The organism is Ensifer sp. LC384, from assembly GCF_001695865.1.
Taxonomy (GTDB): Bacteria; Pseudomonadota; Alphaproteobacteria; order Rhizobiales; family Rhizobiaceae; genus Ensifer.
In genome coordinates, this window is record NZ_MBST01000089.1 from 47,727 (window position 1) to 70,160 (window position 22,434).

Here is a 22,434-nt window from a genome sequence, read left to right on the forward strand (position 1 = left end):
TCCGGTCACGCGGCTGTCGTAGCTGTTGCTCCTCCTCAAGCTGACACGGCGATTTCTTGCAATCGCCAGCGTATGTGAAGCGGCACATCCCAAGTGCTGCTTCGTCCTCTGCCCAGGACGTTTGCGGCAGGATCTGGTGACGATGTCACCATTTTATGCTGATGCCGATATTCCCCTCCAGCACTTGCGTTTTGTCTCCGCCGAGGTTGGTCGTGTAGTCCGCCGTCGCGAAGAGGCTGGTCGATTCCGACAATTTTGCAACGAGACCACCGCCGATTTCCAAAGCGGTGCCGCCGACTTTGGTAGCTATGGGATCCGTGCCGAAGTTGACGTGCTGGTCCGCATCGAAGCCGTGCCAGATATTGGCTTTGATGTAGGGCTGAAGCGTTGCCGTTTCCGTCGGAACGTCGCCTTGCAGGCGGAAGCCCAGCCGCCCCGTGACTGCATCGTCGCTGTCGAAATTTACTGCCGAGAATGCGTCACGTTGATCGTCCAAGGAGAGGTGCTGCCAGATCAATTGTGCCTGAGGCTCGAGCGTCCATCCCTCGGCCAACGAAATGGGATAACCACCTTCCAGCGACGCCGTTATGCCGGTGCCATCGATTTCGATGCCGGTCGCCCCGATCGATGTTGCGTCGCCGCCGAACTGCGTTCCCATCAAGACGGCATCGAGATACCAGTCATTTGGGCCGATATGCGTCCAGTATCCTCCGATACTGGTTGCGTCGACGTCGATTTCTCCGACGCTCAGATTATTCCAGCCGAGCGCCTGTCCCTTGATGTCGCCGCTTGTGCGGGCATATCCGACCAACAGACCGACACGATCGTGATGCCCGCCTTCGCCTTCCCACGCGAAAAGATCCTGGCCAGCTTGAAAGCCGAACAAATTGCCGTCGAAGCCGGGCGAAACGGTCCCTTCCCATTCGAACTCGGCGTTCTGACCGAAGACGCGCATCCAACTCGCCGGCAATGCTCCGGCGCCGTCGAGCAGCGCTTGATCTCCGCGGCGCTCATGAAACGTGCCGAGGCTAGATAGGGCGAGATACTGGGCGACGGGCGGGACGGCGGAATAGGTAGGAACTTCAACGCGGTAGAGCGGAACGACCTCCACAGCTGTCGGCGTGCCGCCTATTGACACAACCACCACCTCGGGGGCTACCGGCGTGGCATCCTCCGAAGGTGGCGTAACGCCTGGTCCAGGCGGTACTATTACGACGTCCGGTGTGACGACTTCCAGCACGGGTGTCGTCACTGGCGGCTGAACGATCTCCACAGGCGGGACGATCACGGGCGGCGGGACCACCGGAGGTGTGACGAGGGTGGAGCGCAGATAGAAATTCTCCGCAGTGCCGGCCGAAATGCCGCCCTTGAAGAGAAAATATTCATGGGCGCCGGCCGCAACCCGCCCATTGAGCCCGAAAGCGCCGGCGGCCGCTGTTGCGCCATTGGTGAGCTCGACCACCAGGATGCCGTCCAGCAAGGTCGAGGCTCCGCTCCCGCCGGTGTTGACGATGCCAATGCCGGTGGTGCCGGACGCCGTGCCGCCTGAGACGACCAGTCGGTCGGATGGCGAAGAATCGGTGCCGAGTACGCTGTTGAGCAGGAGCAGGCCACCATTGCCGGTGTAATTGCCGTTGATGGTAAAAGTGTCGCTCGTGCCGGCACCGCCATTCGTGAGGTCGATGCTGCCGCTGTTGATGAGACTTGCGAATTGTCCCGCTGTGGCAGCTGATATTGCGGAGTTGGTGCCGCCGGCGAGAAGCGTGCTGGATGAACTGACATCAAGCGTTCCCGTTCCGGTGCCGCTATCGCCAAGCGTCAGGGTTCCGTCGAAGGTCAGCACAGTGCCACTGGTCGCGGCGATGGTTTCCCAGTTCTGCAGCCGAGCGACGCCGTCCGTTGTGACGTTCGCCAGTGTCAGGTTGTCAACGCCAAGGCCGCCCGTGATCGCATCCGTGCCGCCGAGGTTCGCACTTGTGAGGTTGCTGAGCGTCGCGGTGTCGTCGTCGCCGCCGAGCTCGACTGTTCCCTGGATGACGCCGCCGCCATCCCAGGTAAACGTATCAGCCCCAAAACTCATCAACACGTCGCCAGCGAGGGATCCACCCGTCACGGTCAAACTGTCCGTACCGCTGCTCACACTGATGTTGCCAGCAATCGTGCCCCCGGAGAGGATGATCGTGTCGTTGCCGAGGCCGGTAACGAGGTTCCTGTCGATGACGCCGCCTGACATGTCAAAGAAATTGTCGTCGAGACGCATGTTGACGCGGCCGATCCGGCCGCCGGTCATGATTGCATGGTCCCCTGCCTCGAAATAATCGATGATCCGGCCACCCGACATTAAGAAGGTGTCGAGGCCGTCTCCCTGCTCGAGCGATTGGAGCGTGCCATCCGTCATGGTGAAATCATCGATCCCGTCACCCTGTTGCAGGTTGCCGGTAATGGTGCCGCTGTGAATGGCGACGGTATCAGTGCCGGCACCGAAGGTGACAGCGCCGTTTATCGTACCGCTGCCACCGGCGGGAAGCGTGAGGCTATTGTTTCCATCGAGGTCGGTGAGGCTGCCTGATGTGCCGCTGTCGCAGACATAAACGCTGTTGCCCGGTGTTGGTGTCAAGGTGCAGGCAGCACTGGCCGGCGAGCCTTGCATCAGTACCAGGCCGAGCGCGGTCGAGGCCAGGAGGCCGAAGTAGCGCGGCGCGGCGCTCGGAGATTTCGGGGCTTGCGGGCGACAGCGGGGCGGAAAAGCGAAGGGGAGATGGTTTGCAGACTTCTCGGTTTCACCGTCCATAAGTGCCCTCCTTTTCCGTAACTGCGCCCGGTAGTATGCTGGGATATTGGTTGCTTCCCGGTTGTAGCGGAATTGGGCACGCGGACGGCAACCTGACAACCGTCAAATTTTAGGAGAACGCTTGAACGGTCGATCATTATTGCCAGGACGTTACGCCCTGACGCGTGTCGATGCTTTCCTTGCCGGCATATGAGCTGTGGCTCGCGGCCTCGTTGGGCCAATCGTGCCAAATTGAGACGGGTCAACTTGATGAGCCGTTTGGCGACTGTCGCGACATGGGGTCGCCCATCGCTTCGCCATCGCCAAGGCTGGCTCTGCAATGCGACGCCGTGCCATGAAACTTTTTCTTGCGGTCTTGCGTGGAATGTCTATCGACAAAGCCAGCGGTTAAGAGGTCGGAGCACTCATGGCGCAGGCAGGTGAAACAGGGTTTTACGATAGCGTGCCGCTCTTCGATGCGTTCGAAGGCGTCGCAGACGAGGCGAACTATCGCGCCTTGCCCGATGGCTGGATGCTTGCCCTTGCCGATATCGTCAACTCCACCGGGGCGATCGCCGACGGGAGGTACAAGACCGTAAACATGGCTGGTGCAAGCGTCATCTCCGCGCTGATGAACGCGCTCGACCAAAAGTCCATGCCCTTCGTTTTCGGAGGCGACGGCGCCTTGGCGGTTCTGCCGGCGTCAATGACCGAGCGCGCGAAGGACGCGCTTTCTGCCGTGAAGACCTGGGTCCTGGAAGAACTGGGGCTTGAATTGCGTGCTGCACTGGTGCCGGTCAGCGATATCAGGGCGGATGGCCTCGATATGCGCGTCGCCCGCTTCAAGGCGAGCGAGGAGGTTTCCTACGCGATGTTTTCCGGCGGCGGTGCAAGCTGGGCGGAAGCGGCCATGAAGGCGGGGCGTTACCAGGTGGAGGCAGCACCGCCAGGCACGCGCCCAGATCTCACGGGGCTTTCGTGCCGCTGGAACCCCATCCAGTCCCGCCACGGCTCGATCGCATCGATCATTGCTGTGCCCGGCGAAAAAGGGAACGGACCGGGATTTCAGGCGCTGATCGCCGACATCGTTGCTCTTGCCGACGGGGAAGAGCGACACGCGCATCCCGTTCCCGAGCTTGGGCCCGAACCACGTTTTTCCACCCAGGGCATAGAAACCGAGGCACGCGCGAGGGCACCGCTGCGAGGGCGGCAGCTGACACGTTTTTGGATCACGTTGCAGACATTGGCGCTGTTTATCTGTTTTCGGTTGGGCTGGAACCTCGGCACGTTCGATACGACCCGCTATCGGCGCGATCTCGCCAACAACACCGATTTTCGCAAATTCGACGACGGCCTGAAGATGACGATCGATATCAGCGCAGCGCGCCTCGCCTTGATCGAGGCGCGGCTACGCCAGGCCGAGGCGGCCGGTGTCGGCCGCTACGGTCTGCACCAGCAGGACTCCGCATTGATGACCTGCATCGTGCCCACGCCGATGAGCCGCGACCACATGCACTTCGTCGATGGAGCCTCCGGCGGCTATGCGGTTGCCGCCAGCAAGCTGAAGGCGGCTTTGGCTGGGCCCCGACCCTAGGCCTTGACGATGTGCTCGCCGGTCAGGCCCTGGCGATGAAACACGTTGCGCGTATCGACGATAAGGGCTGAGGCGGAAGCAAGGGCGGCGTAGTCGATCCGGTCGTGATCGGTCGCCACCAGCACGGCATCGAACAGCCGGATCGATTGCTCGTCGAGCGCCACGGACCGTCTGCCTTTCAGGGCACCATGTTCCCGCGTAGACGGGATCTCGGCGACATAGGGGTCGTGGTATTCGCAACGGCCGCCGCGTTCCTCGATCAGTTCGATCAATCTCAGCGAAGGGCTTTCGCGAATGTCCGGCACGTTCTTCTTGTAGGCAAGGCCGATGACGAGGATCTTCGATCGGCTAAGCGCCTTGCCCGCGTGACGGTCGAGCGCTTCGGCGAGCCGGCTGACCACGTGACGCGGCATTGCCGAGTTGATCTCGCCGGCCAGTTCGATGAACCGGGTGGGCAGTTCGTATTCCCGCGATTTCCAGGTGAGGTAGAAGGGATCGATCGGGATGCAGTGCCCGCCGAGCCCAGGTCCGGGATAGAACGGCATGTAGCCGAACGGCTTGGTCTTCGCCGCCTCGATCACTTCCCACACGTCGATGCCCATGGCCTCGTAGACGATCTTCAATTCGTTGACGAGGGCGATGTTGACCGAGCGGAAGATGTTCTCCGTCAACTTGACCGCTTCCGCCGTAGCGTTGGACGATACCGGCACGACGGTTTTGACCACCGCGGCATAGAATCGTTCCATCAGGCTTGCTGCAAACGGCCCGTCGCCGGCCACGACTTTCGGGATGCTGGTCGTCTCGTAGACCGGGTTGCCGGGATCCTCACGCTCGGGCGAAAAGCCGACAAAGAAGTCGGTTCCCGATTTGAGGCCGGTCTCCTCGAGGATGGTGCGCACGACGTCGTCGGTCGTTCCCGGATAGGTCGTCGATTCGAGCACGACGAGCTGGCCGCCCCTGAGTGTTGCAGCGATAGCGCGCGACGTCTTTTCGACGAAGGAAAGGTCGGGATCGCGATGCTTCGTCAGGGGCGTCGGCACGCAAATGACGATGACGTCGCAACTGCCGAGCCGTCCGAAATCGGTCGTGGAGCGGAAACGGTTGGCTGCTGCCTGCTCGGCAAGGACGGCGTCCGGTACGGCCGCGATATAGGACTTATGTGCATCCAGCGCGACGATCTTTCCCGGGTCGATGTCGAAACCGGTCACCGAAAAGCCGGCGCGCGCCGCCGCGATCGCGAGCGGCAAGCCGACATAACCAAGTCCGATGACGCCGACATGGGCGGCGCGCGCCGAGATCGACGCCAGCAGCCTTTCGTGATGGGGTGAGGTCAAGTTTCGGTTCCAGCTCTTGTGAATGGGACGTGCCAGCCTGGCGACATGCCGTGGTTTGTTGGATATAAACAAGCTGCAAGTCAAGCATGGCGCCGACGCCTTCCCCCGACTGCGGTGCATTCGCCGGCCATCAAATATTCGTGTGGGCGCGGCGCGAAACAAAAAATTCACTCGCCTCTGGAAATTGCAGAGGGCCATCAATATCTGCAACATATAAGTGCCGCATTCCGGGTGCCTGCACGTCATCGACGCCGGAATCGGTTGGAGCATTTTCTTAACGGGCACGTATCATCATCACCCGCCGCGAGCGAACGCCGACACATCGCCGGGCCGTTTGCCCATCGCAAAAGGGCATGGTGCTGGACTGTCTGTCACGGTGAGGACGCGAAATGGGCCCGGTAAACGACAACGTATCTGAAATCCTGATCGACAAGGTCGCGGATTGGCTCATGCGGACGTCGCTCAGCGACGAGTCGCTGGAGACGATCGTCAAGGGCTTCTGCGAGCGGCTCGCGGCTGCCGGCCTGCCGCTGATGCGCGTGCACCTTTCCTTTTCGATGCTGCATCCGCTCTATGACGCGCTCGGCTTCACCTGGGTGCGCGGCAAGGGTGTCGAGGTCAGCGGCCTTCGGCACGAAGAACTGGCGCTCAATCCGGAGCGGTTCCTGCGCAGCCCCTACTATTACCTGCTGAACAACAATCTCGAGCATGTGCGTCGGCGCCTTTACAAGGACACGCCGTCGGAGTTCCCGATCTTCGACGAACTGAAAGAGCAGGGGGCGACCGACTATATCGCCTTCATGCAGTCGCTCGGCGCCGATTCCGGTCATGGCATGGTCGGCTCCTGGACGACGGACCGCCATGGCGGCTTCACCGATGACGTCATCGGCGGTCTGCTGCGGCTGCAGAACCATCTCGCGGTCGCGGCCAAGATGGCCGTTCTCGGCAAGCTCGCCGACAATATGCTGACCACCTATCTCGGCTCGAGCGCCGGCCGGCGCGTCATGAGCGGTCAGGTCCGTCGCGGCGACGGCGAGACGGTGCGCGCTATCCTCGTGATGGCGGATATGCGCCGCTCGACAATGCTCGCGGAAAAGGAAGGCCGCCAGTCCTATATCGAGACGCTGAACGGCTACTTCGATGCGATCGCCGCACCGTTCAACCGCAACGGCGGCCACATCCTGAGCTTCGTCGGCGATGGTTTCCTGGCGGTCTATCCCTGCGGCCGGCACAAGGAGCCTTCCGAGTTTGCCGCCCGCGAGGCGTTCGGCGCCGTGCGCGCCGCGACCGCCCGCATGGAACTGCTCAATTCAGAGCGGCGCAAGCAGGGGCGCGACCCGATCGGCTATGGTGTCGGACTGCATGTCGGCAATGTGATGTTCGGCAATGTCGGCCTGCGGGACCGGTTGACGTTCTCCGCCTTCGGCTCGGCAGTCAACGAAGTGCAGCGGCTGCAGAACCTGACGAAGAAATACGCCCATAGCGTCGTCGCCAGCGAGGCCTTCGTCAACTACTGTGGCGGCGACTGGACAGCGCTCGGCCAGGAGAAGCTGCGCGGCGTGCGTCAGAAATTCACCATTCTCTATCCGAACGAGGCAGCACTTCTGCCCAGATCGGATGAGCGACTTGAAGATGTGCTGCAGGATGGACTTTCCGAGGCCGAACATGTCATGCTGCTCCATCGCAACACCCGTCCGTTGCAGCCGCCTCGCGGTCTCATCGACAAGATGCTCCAGTAAGGATCCGTATGTTCCGAACAGCCCTCATCGTCGCAAGCTTCTTCATTACTGGCGTCGCGGCAGCGCAACCTTGGGAAACTAAGCTTTTCGACGGGTTCGAGGGGGAGAATTTCTCGCCGGATGGTGGGCTTTATTACCGCGAGAATTTCGAGCAGAGCGCGGGGACGGCCGAGTTTCAGAGCCTCGTCAAGCGCAGCGGCAATGGCGGGCTCAAACTGAGCGTCGTGCCGACCTGTCCGGATTCGCTCGATGGCTGCAGCGAGAGAGCGGAGATCTGGGAGCAGACGGCGCTGCGCGTGCCCTACGACCAGGGTGTATGGTACGGCTTCTCGGTGAAGTTTGCCGACCCCATCCCGTCCGGCGACCATCGTTACCTCGTGGCGCAATGGAAGCGCGAGATCGACCCGGGCGCTGAAGGCGATTTCAGCCCGTTCCTGGCGCTGCGCATGAATTTCGGCAAATTGTTCGCGACTGTGGAGACCAACTATCTCGCGCCGGTTTCCTCCGGACCGGACGGGGTTGCCGCCAGCTGCAAGCCGGGTGAAGTGCCGGTCTGGGGGCGCCCGGGCGTCAATCAGATGCGCATGCTCGTGGCAGCGGATCCTGCCTGGAACGCGGAAGACGGCAATCTGTTCAATGGCTGCACCGACGCAATCGCCGTCACGAACCACGGTAATCCGCTGCCGGATCCGAAATCGGGCTGGATCGATTTCGCGATTTATACAAAACCAGGCGCCGACGGCAGCGGCCACATCGAACTTTTTGCCAATGGTAAGCCTATCATCACGGTCAAGGGCCATGTCGGGCATGCGGACAAGGGGCTCGGCCGCAACCAGTACTTCAAGTTTGGGCCCTATCGCGCAGCCGATGTGACCGACTGGACGCTCTATTACGATGATTTCCGTCGATCGCCGTACTGCGCCGACGTGCTGTCTCAAGAGGCTTGCCCTTCTCCCTGACGATTGCGACACGACGGTGAACTACGCTGCGGTTGCAAGGGCCTAAGCTGGACAGCCCCCTGAAGCTGCGATAGTCTTTTTTTTAGAGGCGGCGGATGCAAGGGCAATGAGGGAAGTGTGTTGCGATGACATCAGGGGCGGACCTGCTTCGAGTTGAAGGTCTGCGGATCACATTCTCGGTGCTCGGCGGCGAAGTTGAAGCCGTCAAGGAAGCGAATTTCAGAATTTTGCCAGGAAAGGTGACCGCGCTCGTCGGCGAGTCCGGTTCCGGAAAGTCGGCTATCAGTCAGGCCGTCATGGGCATCCTGCCGAATGTTGCGCGGGTTGGCGGGCAGGTCCTGTTCAACGATCCAGAGGCCAAGGGCAAGCCGATCGACCTGCTTTCGCTGGAGCGCGAAGGCGAAGAAATACGGGCGTTGCGCGGCACGCGGATCAGCAAGATCTTCCAGGAGCCGATGACGTCTCTGTCGCCGCTCCATACGATCGGCAACCAGATCTCCGAAGTCCTAAAAATTCATACGGATGCGGAAAAGGCCGAAAGGCGCGCGCGAACGGAGGAGCTTCTTGGCTACGTTGGGTTTTCGAACCCGAAGCGCGCCTATGACATGTATCCTTTCGAGCTTTCCGGCGGCATGCGCCAGCGCGCCATGATCGCCATGGCACTGATCTGCCGACCGGCATTGTTGATCGCCGACGAGCCGACAACAGCGCTTGACGTGACGGTGCAGGCGCAGATCCTGCAGTTGCTGCGCGAGCTGCAGGTCAAACTCAACATGGCGATGCTGTTGATCACCCACGATCTCGGCGTGGTCGCCAATATGGCTGACGAAGTCGTCGTGATCTATCACGGCCAGATTGTCGAGGCTGGCCCGGTCGACGCGATCTTCCGCAATCCGCAGCACCCCTATCTCAAGGGCCTGATGGCTGCAGTTCCGCATTTCGACATGAAGCCGGGAGAGCGGCTGAAGGCGTTGCGGGAAGTGCCGGTCAAAGCAGGGACATTGCTCGGGGCCAAGGATTCCGCCAAGGCGGCTGGCCCCGACGTTCTCCTGTCGGTGCGCAACCTTTCCAAGACCTATGGCACGCGCAAAACGTCGTGGTTCGGCAAGAAGGACCCATCTCGCCATCGTGCGGTGGACAATGTCAGCTTCGATATCCGTCGCGGCGAATGTCTGGGTCTGGTCGGAGAGAGCGGCTGCGGCAAGACGACGGTCAGCAAGATCTTGATGCGGGCCGTCACGCCGGACGGCGGCAGTGTCAGCTTCGATGACGGCGAAGGTCCGATCGACGTGCTCAAGGCCGAAGGCGATGAGCTTAAGACGCTGCGCTCGAAGATCCAGATGGTTTTTCAGGATCCGGTGTCATCGCTCTCACCACGCATGACCGTCAAGAATATCCTGAGCGAGCCGCTCGAGATCCATGGGCGCGGAACGGCAAAATCACGTGAAGAGACGGTACGTTCGCTGTTGCAGGCCGTTGGCCTCGACCAGCGGTTCGTCAACCGTTATCCGCACAGTTTTTCCGGTGGCCAGCGTCAGCGCATCGGTATAGCGAGAGCGCTCGCCCTGGTGCCGCAACTGTTGATCTGCGACGAGCCGGTCTCGGCGCTCGACGTTTCCGTCCAGGCCCAGATTCTCAATCTGCTCAAGGATCTGCAGAAGGAGCTTGGGCTGACATGCCTGTTCATCTCGCACAATCTGGCGGTGGTCGACTATATGGCCGACCGGATCGCGGTGATGTGTGCAGGGCGGATCGTCGAGCTCGCGCCGCGCGAAGTTCTGATGCGCAAGCCGGTGCATCCCTATACCAAATCGCTGCTCGCCGCCGTTCCGTATCCGGATCTTGATCGTTCGCTGGATTTCGATCTGCTCAAGGCCATTGAGGGATCGGACATGCGACGCTGGGGGCCGCAGTTCAGCGGCGACGGCCAGGAGGATGCGCTTTCTCCTGCCGACCTCGGCGGCGACCACTACGTGCTGGCTCGCAAGTCAGTGGATGCAAGGGAGTTACGGCCATGATCACTCGCCGAACTGCACTCGCGCTGCTCGCTACAGTGGCTTTTCCCAAATATCTGCTTGCGGCGTCAAGCGAGCCGAAACTCTTGGAGGCGCTTGTCGCCGAGGGAAAGTTGCCACCCGTCAATGAGCGGCTGCCGAAGACGCCGCGTGTCATCAACGTTGCCGGCATGGGGCGCCAGCCGGGCAAACACGGCGGCACGGTGCAGAGCCTGATCGGCAGCGCGAAGGACATACGGTTGATGACCGTCTACGGCTATTCGCGCCTCGTCGGCTACGACGAAGAACTCGAGCTGCAGGCGGATGTGCTGGAAAGCTTCGAGACGGTCGAGGATCGGATCTTCACGTTCCATCTGCGCGAGGGACACAAGTGGTCGGACGGCAGCCCGTTGACGACGGAAGACTTCCGTTACTGTTGGGAAGATGTGCTTCTCAACGAGAAACTGAGCCCGGCAGGCTTGTCGACGGCGCTGATGATGGACGGCGAGGCCGGAAAGTTCGAGGTCATCGACGAGCGCACGGTGCGCTATTCCTGGTCCGCTCCCAACCCTGATTTCCTGCAAAAACTCGCCGCACCGCAACCCTTGGTGCTGGCGATGCCGGCGACCTACCTCAAACAGTTCCATGAGAAATATCAGGATGAGGACAAGCTCAAGGCTCTTCTGAAGGAACAGAGGGTCAAGAAATGGAGCCAGTTGCACATGCGCATGGCCCGTTCCTATCGCCCGGAAAATCCCGATCTGCCTACTCTCGACCCGTGGCGCAACACGACAGCCTTGCCTGCCGAGCAATTCGTGTTCGAGCGTAACGCCTTCTACCATCGGGTTGACGAGAACGGCTTGCAGCTTCCTTATATCGATAAATTCGTGCTCAACGTCAGCTCTCCGGCGCTGATCCCGGCGAAGGCCGGCACCGGCGAGAGCGACCTTCAGGCGACGAACATCGACTTCATCGACTACACCTTCCTGAAAGATGCTGAAAAGCGCTATCCGGTAAAGGTTCGCCTCTGGAAGAAGACGCAAGGTTCGCGGGTCGCCCTGCTTCCCAATCTCAATTGCTCCGATGCGATCTGGCGCCCGTTGCTGCAGGATGTGCGCGTCCGGCGGGCGCTGTCACTGGCGATCGACCGGTCCGAAATCAACAAGGCCGTCTTCTACGGACTGACCAAGGAGAGTGCCGATACGGTGCTGCCCGACAGCCCGTTGTTCCGGCCGGAATTCGCCTCCGCCTGGATCGCCCACGACCCGGTGCAGGCCAATGCGCTGTTGGATGAGGCTGGTCTGACGAACCGCGGCAGCGATGGTATTCGTATTCTCTCTGACGGCCGCGCTGCGCAGATCGTCGTCGAGACCGCGGGCGAAAGCACGCTCGAGACCGATGTCCTGCAGTTGATCACCGACTACTGGCAGAAGGTCGGCATTTCCCTGTTTATCCGCACGTCGCAACGCGACACGTTCCGTAGCCGCGCCGTCGGCGGCGAGATCATCATGTCCATGTGGTTCGGGCTCGACAATGGTGTGCCGACCGCGGACATGAATCCGGGCCAACTGGCGCCGACTGCGGACGATCAGCTGCAATGGCCGGTTTGGGGACTTAACTACCTCTCGCATGGGGAGATGGGCCAGGCGCCCGATCTTCCGGCTGCAGTTGAACTAGCCGAACTTCTGCAGCGTTGGCGGCATTCGGCCGAGGATGCCGAGCGCACGGAAATCTGGGGGCGGATGCTGTCGATCTACACGGACCAGGTCTTCTCGATCGGTATCGTGAACGCCTCCCTGCAGCCGATCCTCGTTGCCAACAAGATCAAGAACGTCCCGGAAGCGGCGCTCTACGGTTTCGACCCGACGAGCTATTTCGGCGTCTATAAACCCGATACGTTCTGGATCGAGCAGGAAGGCTGACATGCTGCGATACATCCTCTGGCGCATCGCGGCGATGGTCCCGACCTTGCTCATTATTTCAGCGCTCGTCTTCACCATCATCGAGCTGCCGCCCGGCGACTACTTCGAGAGCTACGTCGCCGAGATCAGGGCGCAGGGCGAAGGCGTCAACATGGAGCAAATCGAGGCGCTGCGGAAGGAATATGGTTTCGATCAGCCGCCTCTGCTGCGATATGTCCACTGGCTCGGCGGCATGCTGCAGGGTGATTTCGGCTACTCCTTCGAATACGAACTGCCGGTCAGCGCCGTCGTCGGCGACAGGCTGTGGCTGACGATCCTGGTTTCCTTCGTCACGATCATCTTCACCTGGCTGATCGCCTTCCCGATCGGCATCTACTCCGCCACGCATCAGTATAGCTGGGGCGATTATGGCCTGTCGCTGATGGGTCTGATCGGCATCGCCATCCCGAACTTCATGCTGGCGCTGATCATGATGTACTTCGCCAATATCTGGTTCGGTATCTCGATCGGCCACCTCATGGATCAGAAGTATCTGGCCGAACCGATGAGTTGGGAGAAGGCGAAATCGATCCTGGAACATATCTGGATACCAGTGGTCATCGTCGGTGCTGCGGGGACCGCCGGCATGATCCGGCGTCTGCGCGCCAATCTGCTTGACGAACTGCAGAAGCAATATGTCGTGACCGCCCGCGCAAAAGGGCTTTCGCCGATGCGCACCCTGCTCAAGTATCCGCTCAGGATGGCGCTGAACTTCTTCATCTCGGATATCGGTTCCATCCTGCCGGCGATCATTTCCGGCGCGGAAATCACGGCAATCGTGCTGTCGCTCGAAACGACCGGCCCGATGCTGATCAAGGCGTTGCAGAGCCAGGACATGTATCTGGCAGGCTCCTTCCTGATGTTCCTCGCTTTTCTGACCGTCATCGGCGTGCTGATTTCCGATCTCGCGCTCGCCATTCTTGATCCTCGGATACGGCTGCAAGGCAGGAGCACCAAGTGACGTCATTCCTTCCGGCACCCGGCGAACCGCTGCAGCACTACGTATCGGCTGCACCATTCGATCCCTATTCCGTCGAAGCGATGACGGAAGAGCAGGTGCGGGTAAACCAGGCTTCGCAATTCCGGCTGATGTGGTGGAAGTTCCGTCGGCACAAGCTGGCGCTGATCTCCGGCATTTTCCTGGTCGCGCTCTATCTGATGATCCTCATCTGCGAGTTCCTGGCGCCCTACAATCTGCACACGCGCAATGTGGACTATATCTATGCGCCGCCGCAGTCTGTGCATCTATTCCACGAGGGCAAGTTCGTCGGGCCGTTCGTCTATGGACGGACGATGGAACTCGATATGGAGACGCTGAAGCGCAACTACACCGACAACCTGCAGGACGTCGAGCCGATCCGCTTCTTCTGCCGCGGCGACGGCTACCGCTTCTGGGGCCTGTTTGAAAGCAACGTGCACCTCGCATGCCCGGCAAAGGACGGGCAGCTCTTCCTGCTCGGCACCGACCGGCTCGGCCGCGATGTGCTGTCGCGCATTATCTATGGCGCGCGCATTTCGCTGACGATCGGCCTTCTCGGCATCACGGTCAGCTTCGTGCTCGGCATCGTTATCGGCGGTCTGGCCGGCTACCACGGCGGTGTTTTCGATCTCATCGTCCAGCGCGTCATCGAAGTGCTGCAATCCATCCCGAGCATCCCGCTCTGGCTGTCGCTGGCTGCAATCATGCCTGCGACCTGGAGCCCGATCCTGATTTATCTGGGCATCACGATCATCCTCGGCCTTCTCGACTGGACCGGGCTTGCACGAGCGGTGCGTTCGAAACTGCTGGCATTGCGCGAGGAGGACTATGTCCTTGCTGCGCAATTGATGGGTGCAAAGAGCGGTCGCATCATCGGAAGGCATCTGGTGCCGGGCTTCATGTCCCATCTGATCGCCACCGCGACGATCTCGATCCCCGGCATGATCCTCGGCGAAACGGCGCTGAGCTTCCTCGGATTGGGGCTGCGTCCTCCGATCACCAGTTGGGGTATCCTGCTGACGGAGGCGAAAAGCGTGAGCGTGATTGCCTTCTACCCCTGGCTGCTATTCCCAACGATCCCGGTCATTTTTGTGATTTTGGCGTTCAACTTCTTGGGAGATGGCTTGCGCGATGCCGCCGATCCCTACAAATGAGGTCCGTTTCGACGCCGGCCGCAAGCCGGCGTCGCGAGTTTTGGTTCGTTTTTTCCTGAGCGAAAGGTTTCTGGCATGACGCGGCGCTTAGAAGATGCCCGAATACTCATGTACAGCCACGACACTTTCGGGCTCGGCCATCTGCGCCGATGCCGCACGATTGCGCATTCGCTGGTGGAAGATTATCGCGGTTTGAACATCCTGATCATTTCGGGCGCGACGATTGCCGGCGCCTTTGACTATCGCGCACGTGTCGACTTCGTGAAGATTCCGAGCGTCATCAAGCTGCACAACGGCAACTACACGTCTCTCGATCGCCATATCGAGTTGGATGAGACGTTGAAGATGCGCCAGTCGATCATCCGGCACACGGCGGAAACCTTCAAACCGGACATCTTCATCGTCGACAAGGAGCCGATGGGGCTACGGGGCGAGGTCGAGGAGACGCTCACCTACCTCAAGGCCCATGGAACGACGCTCGTTCTGGGCCTGCGCGAGGTGATGGATGCGCCGCATCTGCTCGAGGTGGAATGGAAACGCCGCGACACCATGCGCAAGATCGAGCAGTATTACGATACGATCTGGGTTTATGGTCCACCGGACTTCTACGACCCGCTGACGGAACTCGAAGTGCCGCCTGCCGTCCGCGAGCGCATGAACTTCGTCGGCTTCCTGCAGAGGAGCGTGCCGCGAGAAGAGTTGCCCGGTCACAAGCCGGAAGGCGACTATATTCTCGTCACCACCGGCGGCGGCGGCGATGGTGCCGACCTGATCCACGATTTCATCCATGCCTACCAGCAGGATCCGGAGCTGACGCATAGGGCGCTGGTCGTGCTTGGCCCCTATATGCCGGTCAAGAAGCGCGAAAAGCTGATCAGGAAGGGAAGCAAGATCCCTTACATCAAGATCATCGAGTTCGATAACCGCATGGAAGAGCTGATCGCTGGAGCCAAGGGCGTGGTGGCTATGGGGGGCTACAACACCTATTGCGAGATCCTGTCTTTCGACAAGCCGGCGCTGATCGTGCCGCGCATCCAGCCGCGCGAGGAGCAGCTGATCCGCGCACGCCGCGCCGCCGAACTTGGCCTCATCGACATGTTGCTGCCCGACGAGGCCGAGGATCCCTTGCGTTTCGCCGCCGCGTTGAAGGCTTTGCCGCAACGCGCGCCGCCCTCGAAAAGCTCTGCCAACGGCCTGCGGCTCGAGGGGCTCGTGCATATCTCGGAAATCGTCGGCGGGTGGCTCGGCGAGCAATCGAGTGAATATCTGAGCATCGTCAAGAAATCGAGCTGAAGCATTGCCAACGGACCGCAAGATTGCCGTCGTTCTGAAGGGGTATCCGCGCCTTTCGGAAACCTTCATTGCGCAGGAACTGCTAGGACTTGAGAAAGCCGGGCATGAGCTGGTGCTGATCGCGCTGAGGCGTCCAACCGACGGCAAGCGCCATCCGGTGCATGACGAGATACGTGCCGACGTGCACTACCTGCCGGAATACCTGCATGAGGAGCCGTTGCGTGTCCTCAAGGGCCTTGTGCGCTCGCTGCCGAAGCCCGGTTTTTGGAGGGCGCTTGGGCAATTTTCGAAGGATCTCGGCCGGGACCTGACCCGCAATCGCTTCCGCCGTTTCGGGCAGGCGCTGGTGCTGGCGTCGGAATGGCCGGGTGATCCGGGCTGGCTGCACGCCCACTTCATCCACACGCCCGCTTCGGTCACGGCTTACGCCAGCCTCATCGCCGGCACGCCCTGGACATGTTCTGCACATGCCAAGGATATCTGGACATCGCCGGACTGGGAGCTTTCCGAAAAGCTCGGTCGCGCGCGCTGGACGGTGACCTGCACCCGAACCGGATATGAGCATCTGCAGAGCCTGACATCGCAAAAGGCAAGGGTGCACCTGAGCTATCACGGTCTCGACCTTGAACGTTTCCCGCATTTCGATGGCGAGCATTCGAGCCGCGATGGTTCCAATCCACAAGACCCCGTTCGTATCGTCAGTGTCGGCCGGGCGGTGGGCAAGAAGGGCTACGACGTCCTCCTCAAGGCGCTTGCCCTCTTGCCTCGGGACCTTCACTGGCGTTTTGAGCATATCGGCGCTGGAGAATTGACGGCAAAGCTCAAGGTTCTCGGCGACGAGCTCGGCATCTCGGACAGAATTGCCTGGAAGGGTGCGCTCGATCAGACCGATGTGCTCGGCCACTATCGAACCAGCGATATCTTTGCGCTTGCCTGCCGGGTGACGGCAGACGGCGACCGTGATGGACTGCCGAACGTCTTGGTCGAGGCGTCGAGCCAGCAGCTCGCCTGCGTCTCGACGGCAATCTCGGGCGTACCTGAGCTGCTGGTCGATGGAGAAAACGGCCGTGTCGTCCCGTCGGAGGACGCAAAGGCGCTGGCGCTCGCCTTGGAGCAGTTGATCCGCGACCCGCAGTGGCGTCGCCGTTTGGGCGCTGCGGCAGAACAACGGGTGAGGGAACATTTCGACCATCATTCCAGCATTGACCAGCTGACGGCCCTGTTTGCAAACGAATGGAAGACGGCATGACGCGGCAGCGGCGGGTCTTCTTCTATGTCCAACATCTGCTGGGGATCGGCCACCTGGCACGGGCAAGCCGCATTGCCAGCGCGCTGGCCGCCGATGGTTTCGACGTCACGGTGGTCACCGGCGGTACACCCGTTCCCGGCTTTCCAGCTTCCGGATTGAAGCACGTGGCCCTGCCGCCGGTCGTTGCCGGCGACAAGGGGTTTTCGGGCCTGGCTGACGAAACCGGAAATCCGGTGGACGACGACTTCAAGGACCGTCGGCGAGATATGCTGCTTGATGCGTTTCGCACGTGCGACCCGGATGTGGTCATCTTCGAAGCGTTTCCGTTCGGGCGGCGCCAGATGCGCTTCGAACTGATGCCGCTGCTCGATCTCATCGAGACGTCGAGCCCACGCCCACTGGTGGCGACATCCCTTCGCGATATCCTGCAGGAGCGAACGAAGCCGGGTCGCGCCGAGGAAATGCTGGATCTGGTGCAGGCGCATTTCGACCTCGTGCTCGTGCATGGGGATCCCGCCTTTGCACGGCTCGAAGAGACCTTTCCTTACGCGCAGGAGATCGCCGACAAGGTCGCCTATACCGGCCTCGTTGCCGGCGGTCCGCCGATGGCGCCGTTGGAGCGCTTCGATGTGCTGGTCTCGGCAGGTGGCGGTGCGGTCGGAAAGGAGCTGATCGGCGCCGGGCTAGAGGCTGCGAGGCTTCTGCCGCCGGAGCTGCAATGGTGCCTGATTACCGGGCCGAACCTGCCGCAGGTCGACTATGATGCGCTCGAAGCCGCGGCACCGGGCAATGTGAAGCTGTTCCGGTTTCGGCAGGATTTCGCCAGCCTGCTTTCCGGTGCGCGGCTTTCCGTCTCGCAGGCTGGCTACAATACGGTCTGCGACATCATTCGCGCCGGGTGTACATCCCTGCTGATCCCGTTCACGGCTGGTGGGGAAACGGAACAATCGACGCGGGCAGTGCGACTGGCAAAGCTCGGGCTTGCCGGCGTCTTGCCGGAGAACGACGTAACGCCGGCCCGATTGGCGCGCGATGTTGAAATGCTGCTGGCACGTGGGAAGCCGGCGATGCCGCCGCTCGACCTCGAGGGCGCCACTCACACGGCTGCAATCCTGCGCGAGCGGCTCTCGAAAGTGCTTGTCAAACCGTCCCGATCAGCATGAATCTTGTATATTTTTTCGTCGGCAAAGCGCCGGCGAAATCGAGTGTCGCGAGCTTTGCCTGGTTGGCGAATGCGTCGACGGACGCCACACAGTTGATGTGGGTCGGTTCGCTGAAGTAATCGTTGGATTGCAGCAGGACGCGTGTACCTCGCGGGATCAGATCGAGCCACGAGCGCAGATCGGCAATATGCTCGCAGCTCGTGTTGACGATCAGGTCTGCGCCAAGACTACCATAGTCGATCGCGTACATATCCGCCGTGACGGCTTGGAATCGGTCGGCAAAGGTTGCGTTAAGCGTGCGCGCGACAGCCTCGACCGAAGGGTCGATGTCATAGCTCTCAGCCATTGCGATATCGAAGCGGCGGTCCTCGAGCAGCATGGCGGAAAGAATTCCGTACCAGCCGCCGAGAATGACGATCCGCTCATAGGATTTGCCCGCGGCTTCCAGCAGCGTGTCGCGAGCCCAAAGCTTGCACGCCACCTGCTTGTGGTTGAACGCGTTGGCAATATCGGCGTCCGGATGCCTGGCGATCACCTTGGCGATGCCGTCGATCAGAGGGCTTCTGGTGTAGGCGGCAATTCCGCGCGTCAGGTCGAAAGCGTTTTCGTACCAGTCGCTCGCAGGAGTAGGGTGGTGGCTGGTGTGTTTCATTCGGTCGTTGTAAGCTGGCATACGATCGAGCGCAATAAGCACGCCCGTCTCCTTCCCTGCGCCATCCGTTGCGAGGAGACACGATCGCCAATCTCAAAGGCGGCGTCCATTGCGGTTTTCTCGCGCTCCTGCATAATCTAGTGAACCGGATTCGAAGCCGGATCAGATTTTGCCGAAACGCCTCGCGACCGGACGCCCCTGGCGGTTCAGTCGGAAAGTATCACAAGCACGCATTTCGTGGCTGGGTATCGTGACAGCCCTCGCCGCACACATAGCAGTGTTCAATAAGGTCCCGTTGCCAGAAACATGGAATCACGCCTCTCCCGCTATATTTGGACCCATACGCGCAAGGATCAGCTCTGGATCCTGGTGGTCGTGGCGTTTTCGATGGTGCCCTATTTCCTGTCCTTCGACCTGCCCAAGCAGATCGTCAACGGACCGATTCAGGGCGACGGCTTCGCCAGCCCGGAAGCGACGCAGGCGTTCCTGGCGATCTCCTTTGACTTGCCTTATCTTGGGACGATCAATCTCTTCGATGGCTTCCAGCTCGGCCGCGAGGGGATGTTGCTGGCTCTGAGCCTCGTATTCCTGCTGCTTGTGGTCGTGAACGGCCTCTTCAAATTCTACATCAACACCTTCAAAGGACGGCTCGGCGAGCGTCTCTTGCGGCGGATCCGTTTCGAGCTTGTCGACCGGGTCCTGCGGTTCCCACCGACGCATTTCAAGCGGGTGAAACCGGCCGAGATCTCGACGATGATCAAGGACGAAGTGGAGCCGCTCGGCGGCTTCACGGGCGACGCCTTCGTGTCGCCGGCGCTGCTGGGCGGTCAAGCGCTGACAGCCTTGATCTTCATCCTGTTGCAGAGCTTCTGGCTGGGGCTGATCGCCTCCGTCATCGTCGCCGTGCAGGCCGTGATCATCCCGCGCATGCGCAAGCGGCTGCTGGTGCTTGGGCGTGAACGCCAGCTGACGGCGCGCGAATTGTCCGGCCGGGTGAGCGAGATCGTCGACGGCATCGGCACGATCCGTGGTTATGACACCTCCAATTTCGAGCGTGCCGATATCGCATCGCGGCTCGCACGGATCTTCAAGATCCGCTACGACCTCTATCAGTGGAAGTTTCTGGTCAAGTTCATCAACAACTTCCTCGCCCAGGTTACGCCTTTCCTGTTCTATTCGATCGGCGGCTATTTTGCCCTCCAGGGCCGCCTCGATATCGGCCAGCTCGTCGCCGTTATCGGCGCCTACAAGGACCTGCCCGGACCGCTGAAGGAACTCATCGATTGGGACCAGGCGCGCCAGGACGTGCAGGTCAAGTATGCCCAGGTGGTCGAGCAGTTCAGCGTCGATCCGCTGCTCGATCCCAAGGTTCACGCCGTCGCGGCGACAAGTCCCGAACCGCTGAGCGGTGCGCTCGCGGCCGTCAACCTCACGGTGACCGACGATGGTGGCGTCACGCTTCTCGACCACGTTTCGCTGCAGGTGCAGCCAGGCGAGGCGGTCGCGCTCAAAGGCGGCGGAGAAGTGTTGGCAGAGGCCTTCGCCCGTCTGATCTGGCCGGCGGCCGGTCGGGTTGTCATTGGCGGTCAGGATATTCTGGAGATGCCGGAATCGGTCACCGGCCGGCGGATTTCTTATGCCTCCTCGGACGTCTATGTGTTTCAGGGTAGCCTTGGCGACAACCTGCTCTACGGCTTGAAGCACGCGCCATTGACCGAAGTCCGGTATGAAGGTGAGCGCGCGGCCCATCGCAAGTGGGAGCTGGTCGAAGCCAAGCTTGCAGGCAATCCATCCTTCGACGTCAACAGCGATTGGGTCGATTATCAGGCGGCCGGCGCAACTGGACCGGAAGATCTTCTGCTCAAGATCAGACCGGTCCTCGATGCCGTCCTTCTGACCAACGACGTGCTGGCGCTTGCAGTGCGCTCCACCATCGACCCGAACCGCAATGCGGCTTTTGCCGCGGGTATCGTCGAAATGCGCAGCGCGCTTCGCCAGCGCCTCGAAGAGGAGAAGCTCAGCGACCTCGTGGTGTTCTTCGAGCCCGGCTCGTACAACATCGAAGCAACGATCGGCGAAAATCTGCTCTTCGGCACGATCACCGATCAGGTGATGTGGGACGGCGCGCTTGAGGGACATCCGTTCTTCAAGACCGTGCTCCAGCGGGTCGGCTTGCGCGACGTCTTCTATGAAATGGGTCTGGAAATCGCCGAGAACGTCGTGGAACTGTTCCGCGACCTGCCGCCGGATCACCCGTTCTTCCAGCAACTGACGTTCATGACAGCCGAGGAAATCCCCGTCTATGAGGCGTTGCTGCAAAAGGTTCGCGGCCGCCCACGCGCCGATGTTGCCGAGGATGATCAGGTCAAGATCATCCGGCTATGTTTCGGGTATATCGAACCTCGCCACCGTTTCGGTCTCCTGACTGACGAGCTGATGGCAAAGATCGTCGCGGCACGGCGCGAGTTCGACGAAGGTCTGCCGGCGGACCTCGCCGGTATGATCGAGCACTATCGCCCGAACCGTTACATCGCCTCCGGCAGCATCATCGACAATGTGCTGTTCGGGCGCATCGGCCACAAGCATGCGGATGGATCGGAAAAGATCAGGGCCATTGTGCGGGATCTTTTCGAGGCTGTCGGCCTCTACAACGAAGTGCTTGCCTTCGGCTTCGATTTCAATGTCGGCGCTGGCGGCAAGCGCCTGACCGCAGGCCAGCGTCAGAAGCTGGATCTGGCGCGGGCGCTCATCCGCATCTGCGACTTCTACATCTTCAACCAGCCGCTGCTGGCGCTCGATCAACGTGTCCAGGAACAGGTGATCCGCAACGTCTTTGCGCTATTGCGGGAGGATGGGCGCAATCCTGCCATCGTCTGGGTGGTCGCCAATCCGGCCGTGATGGAGCTGTTCGACCGTGTCGCAGTTTTCGAGAATGGCCATCTGCTTCGCGACGACAATACGGAAGTGGGGGCTAACGAAGGACCCGACTATAAGGAAATGGCATCTTGATGTAATATTAATGTCAGGGCACGAGCATAAGGTCCTGCCGCAATGCGGGAGATGGCTTGTCCCCGACCGGATACTCGGAGAAACGGATTGTGATGTTGCTCAAGGATGAAGTCGAAATGCTGCGCCGGATAACCCTGTTTTCAGGATTGCCGCCTGCAAAATTGAAACTCCTTGCCTTCACCTCCGACCGGGTCATGTACAGCGCTGGGGAGGCGCTTTTCTATCAGGGCGATATCGGTGACGCCGCCTATGTCATTCTCTCCGGCAAGGCCGAGGTGCTGGTGACCACCGCAAGCGGTCCACTGAAACTGGCAGAGGTCGAGCAGAATTCGATCGTCGGCGAAATCGCTATTCTCTGTAACACCCCGCGCACGGCAACTGTGCGCACGACGACACCGCTGGAGGCCCTGCGCATCCGCAAGGACGATTTCCTGAAGCTCCTGGCCGACTTCCCCGAAATGGCCGTGGAAATCATGCGCGTGCTCGCCGACCGTCTCAGCCAGACGACGGCCGAACTCACGGAAGCACGCAGCCGAAACGAACGCATGGAAGCGTGAAGTCAAGCCGGCGGCGCCTGTCGATGG

At 60.8% G+C, this 22,434-nt stretch carries 15 protein-coding genes; 12 read left to right on the forward strand and 3 right to left on the reverse strand.

Annotated elements, in window-relative coordinates; translation table 11 throughout:
• Positions 1 to 145: 145 nt before the first annotated feature.
• A complete protein-coding gene (locus tag BC363_RS32165) occupies positions 146 to 2,650 on the reverse strand; it encodes an autotransporter outer membrane beta-barrel domain-containing protein (RefSeq protein ID WP_161952506.1) in 2,505 nt (834 codons plus the stop codon).
• A gap of 547 nt (positions 2,651 to 3,197) precedes the next feature.
• Between BC363_RS32165 and BC363_RS32170 the strand changes: the two genes are divergently transcribed.
• Positions 3,198 to 4,364 carry a DUF3095 domain-containing protein gene (locus BC363_RS32170; RefSeq protein ID WP_065784237.1) on the forward strand — a complete coding sequence of 389 codons (1,167 nt, stop codon included), beginning with the start codon at positions 3,198 to 3,200 and terminating at the stop codon, positions 4,362 to 4,364.
• Here the strand turns inward: BC363_RS32170 and BC363_RS32175 are convergent.
• A complete protein-coding gene (locus BC363_RS32175; protein WP_065784238.1) occupies positions 4,361 to 5,698 on the reverse strand; it encodes a nucleotide sugar dehydrogenase in 1,338 nt (445 codons plus the stop codon). The genes BC363_RS32170 and BC363_RS32175 overlap by 4 nt on opposite strands.
• A gap of 389 nt (positions 5,699 to 6,087) precedes the next feature.
• Between BC363_RS32175 and BC363_RS32180 the strand changes: the two genes are divergently transcribed.
• The 9 genes from BC363_RS32180 (at position 6,088) to BC363_RS32220 (ending at position 18,189) form a co-directional block, all read left to right on the forward strand.
• The gene (locus tag BC363_RS32180) at positions 6,088 to 7,437 is read left to right on the forward strand and encodes an adenylate/guanylate cyclase domain-containing protein (RefSeq protein WP_065784239.1); all 1,350 of its coding nucleotides are present in this window, start codon (positions 6,088 to 6,090) and stop codon (positions 7,435 to 7,437) included.
• Positions 7,438 to 7,445: 8 nt separating this feature from the next.
• A complete protein-coding gene (locus BC363_RS32185) occupies positions 7,446 to 8,396 on the forward strand; it encodes a polysaccharide lyase (RefSeq protein WP_083223543.1) in 951 nt (316 codons plus the stop codon).
• A 125-nt stretch (positions 8,397 to 8,521) separates the two neighbouring features.
• Entirely contained in the window at positions 8,522 to 10,414 is a 1,893-nt protein-coding gene (locus tag BC363_RS32190; RefSeq protein ID WP_065784240.1) for an ABC transporter ATP-binding protein, read from the forward strand.
• Positions 10,411 to 12,312 (forward strand): ABC transporter substrate-binding protein, encoded by a 1,902-nt coding sequence (locus BC363_RS32195; RefSeq protein WP_065784241.1) that lies wholly within the window; start codon positions 10,411 to 10,413, stop codon positions 12,310 to 12,312. Before BC363_RS32190 ends, BC363_RS32195 begins: the two co-directional genes overlap by 4 nt.
• Before the next feature lies 1 nt (position 12,313).
• A complete protein-coding gene (locus tag BC363_RS32200; protein ID WP_065784242.1) occupies positions 12,314 to 13,312 on the forward strand; it encodes an ABC transporter permease in 999 nt (332 codons plus the stop codon).
• On the forward strand, positions 13,309 to 14,484 hold the full coding sequence (locus tag BC363_RS32205) for an ABC transporter permease (RefSeq protein WP_065784243.1): 1,176 nt from the start codon (positions 13,309 to 13,311) through the stop codon (positions 14,482 to 14,484). The genes BC363_RS32200 and BC363_RS32205 overlap by 4 nt, the downstream gene beginning before the upstream one ends.
• Positions 14,485 to 14,559: 75 nt before the next feature.
• Positions 14,560 to 15,777, forward strand: coding sequence for a glycosyltransferase family protein (locus BC363_RS32210; protein WP_065784244.1), 1,218 nt, complete (start codon positions 14,560 to 14,562; stop codon positions 15,775 to 15,777).
• 4 nt (positions 15,778 to 15,781) lie between these two features.
• Positions 15,782 to 17,026, forward strand: a complete 1,245-nt coding sequence (locus tag BC363_RS32215; protein ID WP_065784245.1) for a glycosyltransferase family 4 protein — start codon at positions 15,782 to 15,784, stop codon at positions 17,024 to 17,026.
• Positions 17,023 to 18,189 (forward strand): glycosyltransferase, encoded by a 1,167-nt coding sequence (locus BC363_RS32220; protein WP_141690525.1) that lies wholly within the window; start codon positions 17,023 to 17,025, stop codon positions 18,187 to 18,189. The genes BC363_RS32215 and BC363_RS32220 overlap by 4 nt, the downstream gene beginning before the upstream one ends.
• Here the strand turns inward: BC363_RS32220 and BC363_RS32225 are convergent.
• Positions 18,167 to 18,841 (reverse strand): hypothetical protein, encoded by a 675-nt coding sequence (locus BC363_RS32225; protein WP_065784404.1) that lies wholly within the window; start codon positions 18,839 to 18,841, stop codon positions 18,167 to 18,169. The genes BC363_RS32220 and BC363_RS32225 overlap by 23 nt on opposite strands.
• Before the next feature lie 306 nt (positions 18,842 to 19,147).
• Here BC363_RS32225 and BC363_RS32230 point away from each other — a divergent pair, with 306 nt between their 5' ends.
• Positions 19,148 to 21,850: an ABC transporter transmembrane domain-containing protein gene (locus BC363_RS32230; RefSeq protein WP_065784247.1), complete on the forward strand. Its 2,703-nt coding sequence runs from the start codon at positions 19,148 to 19,150 to the stop codon at positions 21,848 to 21,850.
• Positions 21,851 to 21,942: 92 nt separating this feature from the next.
• Complete coding sequence (locus tag BC363_RS32235) at positions 21,943 to 22,407, forward strand: Crp/Fnr family transcriptional regulator (protein ID WP_065784248.1); 465 nt, start codon at positions 21,943 to 21,945, stop codon at positions 22,405 to 22,407.
• The last annotated feature ends 27 nt before the right edge of the window (positions 22,408 to 22,434 follow it).